A 9218-nucleotide genomic window follows, 5' to 3' on the forward strand; every position below is an offset into this window, starting at 1 on the left:
ATAAAATACCATTGGTGTTAATTATTATTAAACATATTGTGAGAACTATTCATGAAAACATCATTTCTATTCGTCACGGTTGACGTCTTTTAATTTTTTAATAAAGCTTTCAATTAATTCATAACGCTTTTTGACTTCATTTTTTGCCGGACGGAAGACAATTTTCAGCTTATTATGTTCCGTTCCCAGCTGAATACTACGTCCAAATTCATGGGCTAACTCAAATAGTTTTGCACCATCAATTTCTTGACTTCTTTCTTCGGTTAGAAGGAGAGTCATTTTATTGTTTTTCTCCGTTATTGTATCGACATATTCACGTTTTGCTACATACCTTAACCGAGCTACCATTAATAAATGAGCGACTTCTTCTGGATAATCACCAAAACGATCGATTAACATATCATTTATTTCCAACATATCTTCTTGAGATGAAATACCTCGAATATGTTTATACATATCAATCTTTTGCTTTTCATCCTGAATATATGTTTCAGGGATATAAGCATTCACATCAAGTGAAATCTCTGGTTCGAATACTTCTGCTTTTTGGACATGTTTGCCTTTTTTGCGAGCATCAATGGCATCTTTTAACATTTGTGAATACATATCAAAACCAACTGAGTCAATAAAACCATGTTGCTGAGCGCCTAAGAGATTTCCCGCTCCGCGAATTGACAAATCGCGCATAGCAATTTTAAAGCCAGAACCAAGTTCAGTAAATTCTTTAATAGCTTGGAGTCGCTTTTCTGCTTCTTCGGTCAATACCTTATCTTTCTGGTAAGTAAAATAAGCGTAGGCAACACGATTTGAACGACCGACTCGGCCACGTAACTGATAAAGTTGGCTTAACCCCATATGATCGGCATTATAAACAATTAATGTATTAACATTTGGAATATCGACACCTGTTTCAATGATTGTCGTACTTACTAAGACATCATATTCGCCCTCTAAGAAAGCAAAAATAACGTTTTCTAATTCACTTTCATTCATCTTCCCATGAGCAATAGCAACCTTAGCATCTGGAACGAGCATGCTAATTTGTCTAGCCATTCGGTCAATATTCTCAACACGATTGTATAGGAAGAACACTTGCCCACCTCGCCCCATTTCACGTTCAATTGCTTCCCTAACGAGAATCGGATCATACTCCAAAACATAGGTCTGAATCGGAAAACGATTTTCTGGAGGTGTCTCAATGACAGATAGGTCTCGAACACCTAGCATCGACATATGAAGCGTTCGTGGAATTGGTGTTGCGGTTAGTGTCAGTACATCGACATTCGTTTTAATCTGTTTGATTTTCTCTTTGTGTTTGACACCGAAACGTTGCTCCTCATCAACAATTAATAAACCTAAATCACGATATGTCACATCTTTTGATAATAAACGATGTGTTCCGATGACAATATCTACTGTGCCTTTCTCTAATCCTTCAATCGTCTCTTTCTGTTGTTTACGTGTACGAAAACGACTTAATAAACCAATTGATACTGGATAGTCTTGAAAGCGCTCTGAAAATGTTTCGTAATGTTGTTGCGCTAAAATAGTTGTTGGAACTAAAACGGCCACTTGCTTTCCATCTGCTACCGCTTTAAATGCACCACGAATAGCGACTTCCGTCTTACCATAGCCAACATCACCACAGAGGAGACGATCCATTGGGCGGTTTTTTTCCATATCACTTTTTATTTCCTCAATACAGCGTATTTGGTCCTCTGTTTCTTGATAAGGAAAAGATAGATCAAATTCACGATGTAAATCTGTGTCTTTTGAAAAACCATAGCCTTTACGTGATTCTCTTTCGGCATACAACTTAATCAAGTCATCAGCTATATCTTCGACAGATGACTGAACCCGCCGTTTAACCTTCGTCCATTCTGTTCCACCTAGTTTATAAAGTTTTGGTTGTTTTCCTTCTGAGCCAACAAACTTCTGCACAAGATCAATTTGGTCAATGGGCACAAAGAGCTTATCATCTCCTGCATATTGAATGAGCAGATAATCTTTGTGTTTTCCATTAACCTCCATTGTCTCGATTCCATAATAACGACCGACACCATGATTGACATGAACGACATAATCACCAATCTTTAACTCCTGATAGCTTTTGATTCGTTCTGCATTGGATATTTTTTGTTTCTTTCGTGGCGTACGTACACGTTTCTTAAACAATTCTCTTTCCGTAATCAGCGCTAGTTTATGCATAGGTAATTCGATTCCTTGTGACAATGTGCCGACTGTAATCGTCGGTTTTAAAACAGGAATTGTCACATCTTGAGCCAAATCTGCTTCCATTTTATAATCAGCTAAAATAGATTGTACTTTTTTGGCACGACTTTCATTCGGTGCAAGAATAATGACTGAATACCCGCCTTTTTCCCAGCGTTCTAATTCATTTTTAAATAAATGCATTTGGCCATGGAATTCTTGCATCACTCTTGAAGAGAGGTTAACAATATTTTGTGGATTTGTATTTGCTATATGACGTAAAAAGACAGAAAAATAAATCCGCGTATGCGTTACTTTTTCGCGAACGGTTAACCAGTCAAATGAAAATTCATGATTTCTTACCATCTTATGAGCTTCTAACAAACTACTGTACCATTCGGCTTCTTCGCGATCGAGGGTTGATGCGGTGTCTATAATTCTACTCATTTCATCCATAATAACGAGGCCATCTTTAGGTAAATAGTCTAATAAACTAGATGGCTGTTCATATAAAAAGTTACTATATTTATTAATTTCCGAAAAATGTTCCAAGTTTTTTAATCGTTCTATATCTGGTACAATAGCTTGCGATAGCGTTTCCTTCGCCTCTTTTGTTGATAGTTTTTTTAGAGAAGTACGAAGCGCCTCTTCTAAACGAGCTGCACCAGATAACATGTCTGTTTCAGTCAATAACATTTCCGAGGCTGGCCCAATTGTTATTTTATTAAGCTTTTCTAGAGAAAGTTGTGTTTCTGCATCAAAATAACGAATGGAATCAATTTCAATATCAAATAGTTCAATCCGCACAGGATGTTCTTCCGTAACTGGATAAAGATCAATAATACCACCACGTCGGCTAAATTCACCCGGTGTCGTAACCATTGAAGCATGTGAATAGCCCATGGTTACTAAAGAGGCAAGAAACGCTTCTACATCTATTTCGTTTTCAATGACCAATTCCTTTTGATAGCGATGCCAATATTCAGGTGGAGGAAGCATGCGTTTAACAGCAGCAACTGGAGCAATGAGAATGCCCGATTGCTTACGATGCCACTTCATCAACGCTTCAATACGTTGGCTTCTCAATTCTGGGCTTGCAACAGCTGTTTCTGAAGCCACCCACTCATTAACAGGATAAAGATAAACATGTTCTTCCCCGCTTAGTGCAATCAAATCATTATATAATTCCTCAGCTTGAACAAGTTGATAAGTTATAAGTAAAATCGGCCGTTGTAGAGATTCGTTTAAAATCGATACAAGAATACTTCGACTCGGTCCCGACAAACCTGCAACGAGCTGTTCCTTAATCCCGGACTGAACACCTGTAATGATTGATTGCACATCTTCTTTTGATTGTAAATAGTGATTGATTCCCTTCATAAAAATCCCCCATACAAACACACATTCATTGTCTAAAGCCATATTAGACCATTTAGAATGCCATGTTAAAATAACTACAAAAACGCTTTGGTTCATTAACCAAAGCTCTCATCTAAAACAAATAATACGATATATTAGTGGATAAAAAAATCAAGTTCATGATATTCCGGATGGTGTCCCAGCGTTTCCTGACAGTCTTCACAAATCGATTGAATGAATACATCTCCATTCGGTTGATAGTGAATCATTTTCTTACGGTCCTCTAAAGACAAATGACTCCACCCTAATTGTAATGTATCAATAAAACGCTGATTTAATCGCCCTATTTCACAGCCACAATGACGACAGTTATAAATAATGGCCATAAAAAGACCTCCTCGAATAAGACTTCTATACATCAGTTTATCCGAAAAGCATCCTTTTATACTATATGTGACTTGTCTAGATACCATTACTTATTCCACTCATTCATGACTTCAATAAAAGGGCGTTCCATCCATTCCACACATGCATCTGCAGCGCGTTGAATACTATCCTCTACATCATTGATTTCTTCTTTATTAAATGTGCCTAGAACATAATTAACAATTGGCATTTGTGTCGTTGGACGACCAATTCCTATTCTAATTCGATTAAAAGCTTTCGTCCCTAGCTGATCGATTGTTGAACGAATCCCATTATGCCCACCATGACCACCTGTTTGTCTTAAGCGAATCTTTCCTGTCGGTAAATCTAAATCATCATAAATAACAACCATGTCTTCTGGACTGATGTTATAATACTCCAAAATCGGTTTAATGGATTCACCCGACAAATTCATAAATGTTTGTGGTTTTAGTAACAGACATTTTTCACCGTTTAAGTGGGTCATGGTGTAGTCGCCCTTGAATTTACTTTTATCTAACGTCAATTGTTGTCGTTGTAATAGTTCATCTATGACCATAAATCCAATATTATGGCGTGTATGATGGTACTTTCTCCCAGGATTTCCTAGCCCTACGATACATTTCATCATTCACAACTTCCTTTTTAAAATAATAAAGAAATCAAAACAACCCCTCCATTAAAGAATGATGCTTTTTAATGGAGGGTTATGGTTATTCATTCAATTATGCTTCTTCTTCAGTATCTTCTTCTGCACCGATTAATTCAGGTTCAGCATTTAAATCAACTTCTTCCTCTTCAACCTCTGACTCAGGAGGTAGAACAGTTGCAATCGTTGTATCTTCATCTTCAAAGATTGTATATTCATCAGTTGTTTTTAAGTCTGCTACAGTTATAACATCACCAATTCCGAGTGATGATACGTCAACCGTAATATCATCAGGAATTTGGTTTGGTTTTGCACGTACAACAAGTTCAAATACAGGTTGTTGTAGGATTCCACCATCACTTGCTCCGATTGGGTCACCAACAATAGCAATTGGAACTTCTACATCAATTTCTTCATCCATATCAACGGCAAAGAAGTCAACGTGAACTAATTCATTTCTAATTGCATCCATTTGATGATCATGGAGCATCACTTCTACCGGGTTTTCCTCACCAATTTCTAAGGAAATAATCGCGTTTCGACCTTCGTCACGAAGTAATTTAAGTAATTCAGGACCGTTGATTGCAACAGACTGGGTATCGTGTTTCTTTCCATACACAACGCCAGGAACAAGGCCTTCTTTTCTTAATTGTTTCGTAACAGATAATCTATGATCATCTCTTTTAACTGCTTTTAATGTTGCCATCTTTCATCATCCTCCATCTAATTAAACGAAATCAGTTAAATATCTATTATAACAGATGTTCTACTTTTATTCGTTTCTTAATCTTATGTCATTTTGGCTTCATTTTTTGATTTAGTCAAATAAAATACTAACAGACTTTAATTCATGAACACGTACGATTGCTTCACCAATTAATGGTGCAACAGACAATTGCGTTATTTTACCAGTTTTCTTTTCCTCTGGTAATGGAATCGTATTTGTAATCACGAGTTCTTTAATCTTTGAATTCTCAATTCGTTCAATGGCTGGGCCTGATAATACCGGATGTGTACAACAAGCATATACTTCTTTTGCTCCACTTTCAACTAAAGCATTAGCGGCTAAAGTAATCGTTCCAGCCGTATCAATGATATCATCAATTAGTATAGCTGTTTTTCCTTCGATATTTCCAACAATGTTCATAACCTCAGCCACATTCGGGCGTGGACGACGTTTATCAATAATTCCAATCGGTGCTCCAAGGCGATCTGCCATTTTTCGCGCCCGGGTTACACCTCCATGGTCTGGTGATACAACGACAATGTCCTCTAAATTCTTTTCCTTAAAATAGTCGGATAAAATCGGCACCCCCTGTAGATGGTCAATCGGCACATCAAAAAACCCTTGAATTTGCGGAGCATGTAAGTCAAGGGTAATGACCCGATCTGCTCCCGCCGTTTCTAATAAATTAGCCACAAGCTTAGCGGTAATAGGTTCGCGTGATCTTGCTTTACGATCTTGTCTAGCATACCCGTAGTAAGGCATGACAATATTAACTGATTTTGCTGATGCCCGTTTAACAGCATCAATCATAATTAATAATTCCATTAAATGCTCGTTTACCGGTGCCGAAGTAGATTGGACAATGTAAACATCACACCCACGAATACTCTCCTCAATATTAATTTGGATTTCTCCGTCACTAAATCGAGAGACAGAGCACTTACCAAGTGGTATACCGATATGTCTCGCAATTTCCTCCGCCAATTTAAGGTTTGAATTTAAAGTAAATACTTTTAATGACTTGTCACCATAGGATGCCATGGAAAATTACCCTCCGTTTAATTTTTTTTTCTACTTTTTAATTGGTTGACATAACCTTCTTTATTCGTTTGCCGTGAACGTGCAATTGATAATGCATCTTCAGGAACATCATCTGTTATCGTCGATCCTGCTGCGACATAAGCTCTTTTGCCAATGGTTACCGGGGCAATAAGGTTTGAATTACAGCCAACAAACGCATCATCTTCTATTGTCGTGACATGTTTGCTTTCGCCATCATAATTTACTGTTATTGTACCACATCCAACATTGACATTGTCACCAACAGTCGCATCGCCTAGATAACTTAAATGAGATACTTTACTATGCTTACCAATTGTTGCCTTTTTAATTTCTACGAAGTTACCAATCTTAGCTTCGTCCTGGATCTGTGCCTCTGGGCGGATATGTGCAAATGGACCGATTTGGACCCCAGCACCAATCACACTATCAATGGCGACACTTTGTTTGATTACCGTATGTTCTCCTACTGTACAGTTAATGATTTCGGTATATGGACCGATTTCTGCATGTTGTTTAATAATGGACTTTCCTTTAATAATGGATCCTGGATAAATAATAGCATCTTGTTCAATCGTCACATCTGGATGAATATACGTTGTTGCTGGATCAATAATGGTTACCCCATTTAATAAATGTGCTCGATTAATGCGTTCCTTGAGAATTCTTTCTGCTTCTTGTAATGCAACCCGGTCATTAATTCCTAATGTTTCATCAAAATCTGGTGTTAGATATGCTGAAATTTTCCCAGCATCCTTCTTAATGATTTCAATGACGTCAGTTAAATAATATTCCCCTTGTGCATTATGATTGGAAATCTGTTTTAAAGCTTTAAATAACGTCTGATTATCAAAGCAATACGTACCTGTATTAATTTCATCTACTAATCGCTCTTCATCTGATGCATCTTTGTGTTCTACGATACGTTCTACTCCATTTTTAACATGACGAATCACACGTCCATACCCTGTTGGGTCTTCGGCTTTTGATGTTAAAATCGTTGCTTGAGCTCCTGCCTTTTCGTGGTATTCCAATAATTTCTCGTATGTTTCTTGACGAATTAAAGGGGTATCTCCACAAACAACAATGGTCGTTCCTTCCTTATCACCTAACAATTTCTCTGCTTGAATAACAGCATGACCTGTACCTAATTGTTCTTCTTGCAAAACATATTCACTATCATTTCCAATATATTCCATCACAGAATCAGATCCATGGCCTACAATCGTCACAATGTTATCAACATCAATGGCTTTAATATTTTCAATAACATGTTGCACCATTGGACGACCTAAAACGGGATGTAATACTTTATATAATTTAGATTTCATCCTGGTTCCTTGACCAGCTGCTAGAATGACAGCATAACGTTTTGTCATCAGGAAACCTCCATTCTGATTAATCCACTCTTTGATAAGCGAACATGATTTAAAATATGTTTGTTCTCATTTTATCATTCACTTAAAACGGTAAACGAATCTTTATCCATTATTGAATATATCTTAAAAAAGCATGTATTTCAACACATACAGGCTAGAGATTTAGAGATTAGCTGCGATCCATATTTTTCCCTAAAAAAAGAAAAAGACCAATCGTAATGATTAGCCTTTTAATCATATCATAATAATTAGGAAACACCTGCTTCTTCAAATTCAACCTCTTCTCCTGCACGGCGATATGCTTCTAATACAGCATCTTGAATTTTAGCACGTGTATTAGAATTAATCGGATGCGCAATATCCCTAAATTCCCCGTCAGGAGTACGCTTGGAAGGCATGGCAACAAACAATCCATTATTTCCATCAATTACACGAATATCATGTACAACGAATTCTCCATTAAATGTAATTGAAGCGATTGCTCGCATTCTTCCTTCCGTATTAATACGGCGTAATCTCACGTCAGTGACTTCCATGCTGCTTCACCACCTTTTTCCATTTGAACTTACTTATACTATTCAACATAATTGTCCGAATTCCTGCTAAAATTTTAAAATATTTTTATTTTCGCCGTAAAAATACCAAAAATAGTAAAAACCCCCTATAAAAAGGAGGTTTTTCTAATGTTTTTTTAATATACTTAGATAATTTCCTGGTTGTACTTGGATGCTCTTTTTTCTTTGATCTACTTCAGCCAATTTTACTAAAGAAACATAATCTTCAATAACACGATCCTCTTCTAAATCATCAGCTTCGGCTAGAACACCGATTGCCGCTAATTCAGCGTCAAATTCAGATAAAAGATTAATCATGCCATTAATCGTGCCACCAGCTTTCATAAAGTCATCCACAATACAAACGCGATTACCAGCTTGTAAACTTCTTTTTGACAAAACCATTGTTTGAATTTTTCCCGTTGATCCAGATACATAATTGATACTCACTGAAGAACCTTCCGTCACTTTCGGATCCCGCCTTACGATAACAACAGGCACATTCAAATAAGAAGCAACAGCATAGGCTAATGATATACCTTTCGTCTCTACTGTCATCACGACATCTATGCCCTTATCCGCGAAAACAGTCGCTAACAATTTACCGAGTTTTTTAACGGTACTTGGTTCACTCAGAAGATCTGTCATATATAAATAACCACCTGGAAGAATACGTTTCGATTCAGATAGACGTTCACAAAGGTTATGAATAAAATGTCCACTCTCATCAAATGAAACAACTGGAACAAACATAACCCCACCAGTTGGGCCAATGACACGTTTTATATAACCAATCCCCTGTTTCATAAATATGTCATCGATGATATTGATATCTTCACTAATTGTCGTTTTACCTGAATTAAATTGCTCAGCGA

8 protein-coding genes are annotated in these 9218 nt (G+C 37.0%); all 8 read right to left on the bottom strand.

Annotation, left to right across the window (positions count from 1 at the left end; genetic code table 11):
- Positions 1 to 66: 66 nt before the first annotated feature.
- Positions 67 to 3591: a transcription-repair coupling factor gene (gene mfd / locus VIG73_RS04595; protein WP_331639435.1), complete on the bottom strand. Its 3525-nt coding sequence runs from the start codon at positions 3589 to 3591 to the stop codon at positions 67 to 69.
- Positions 3592 to 3725: 134 nt separating this feature from the next.
- Positions 3726 to 3956 (bottom strand): anti-sigma-F factor Fin family protein, encoded by a 231-nt coding sequence (locus VIG73_RS04600; RefSeq protein ID WP_331639438.1) that lies wholly within the window; start codon positions 3954 to 3956, stop codon positions 3726 to 3728.
- Between the two features lie 86 nt (positions 3957 to 4042).
- Complete coding sequence (gene pth / locus VIG73_RS04605) at positions 4043 to 4603, bottom strand: aminoacyl-tRNA hydrolase (protein ID WP_331639440.1); 561 nt, start codon at positions 4601 to 4603, stop codon at positions 4043 to 4045.
- Positions 4604 to 4700: 97 nt separating this feature from the next.
- Positions 4701 to 5330 carry a 50S ribosomal protein L25/general stress protein Ctc gene (locus tag VIG73_RS04610; protein WP_331639442.1) on the bottom strand — a complete coding sequence of 210 codons (630 nt, stop codon included), beginning with the start codon at positions 5328 to 5330 and terminating at the stop codon, positions 4701 to 4703.
- A gap of 111 nt (positions 5331 to 5441) precedes the next feature.
- Entirely contained in the window at positions 5442 to 6392 is a 951-nt protein-coding gene (locus VIG73_RS04615) for a ribose-phosphate diphosphokinase (protein WP_331639444.1), read from the bottom strand.
- Positions 6393 to 6409: 17 nt separating this feature from the next.
- Complete coding sequence (gene glmU, locus VIG73_RS04620; protein ID WP_331639446.1) at positions 6410 to 7789, bottom strand: bifunctional UDP-N-acetylglucosamine diphosphorylase/glucosamine-1-phosphate N-acetyltransferase GlmU; 1380 nt, start codon at positions 7787 to 7789, stop codon at positions 6410 to 6412.
- A 248-nt stretch (positions 7790 to 8037) separates the two neighbouring features.
- Entirely contained in the window at positions 8038 to 8325 is a 288-nt protein-coding gene (gene spoVG / locus VIG73_RS04625; protein ID WP_331639448.1) for a septation regulator SpoVG, read from the bottom strand.
- A 144-nt stretch (positions 8326 to 8469) separates the two neighbouring features.
- On the bottom strand, positions 8470 to 9218 hold a 749-nt coding region (gene purR / locus VIG73_RS04630), incomplete at its 5' end, for a pur operon repressor (protein ID WP_331639450.1).

It is taken from the genome of Cerasibacillus sp., assembly GCF_036516575.1.
In the GTDB taxonomy this organism is placed as follows: domain Bacteria; phylum Bacillota; class Bacilli; order Bacillales; family Amphibacillaceae; genus Cerasibacillus.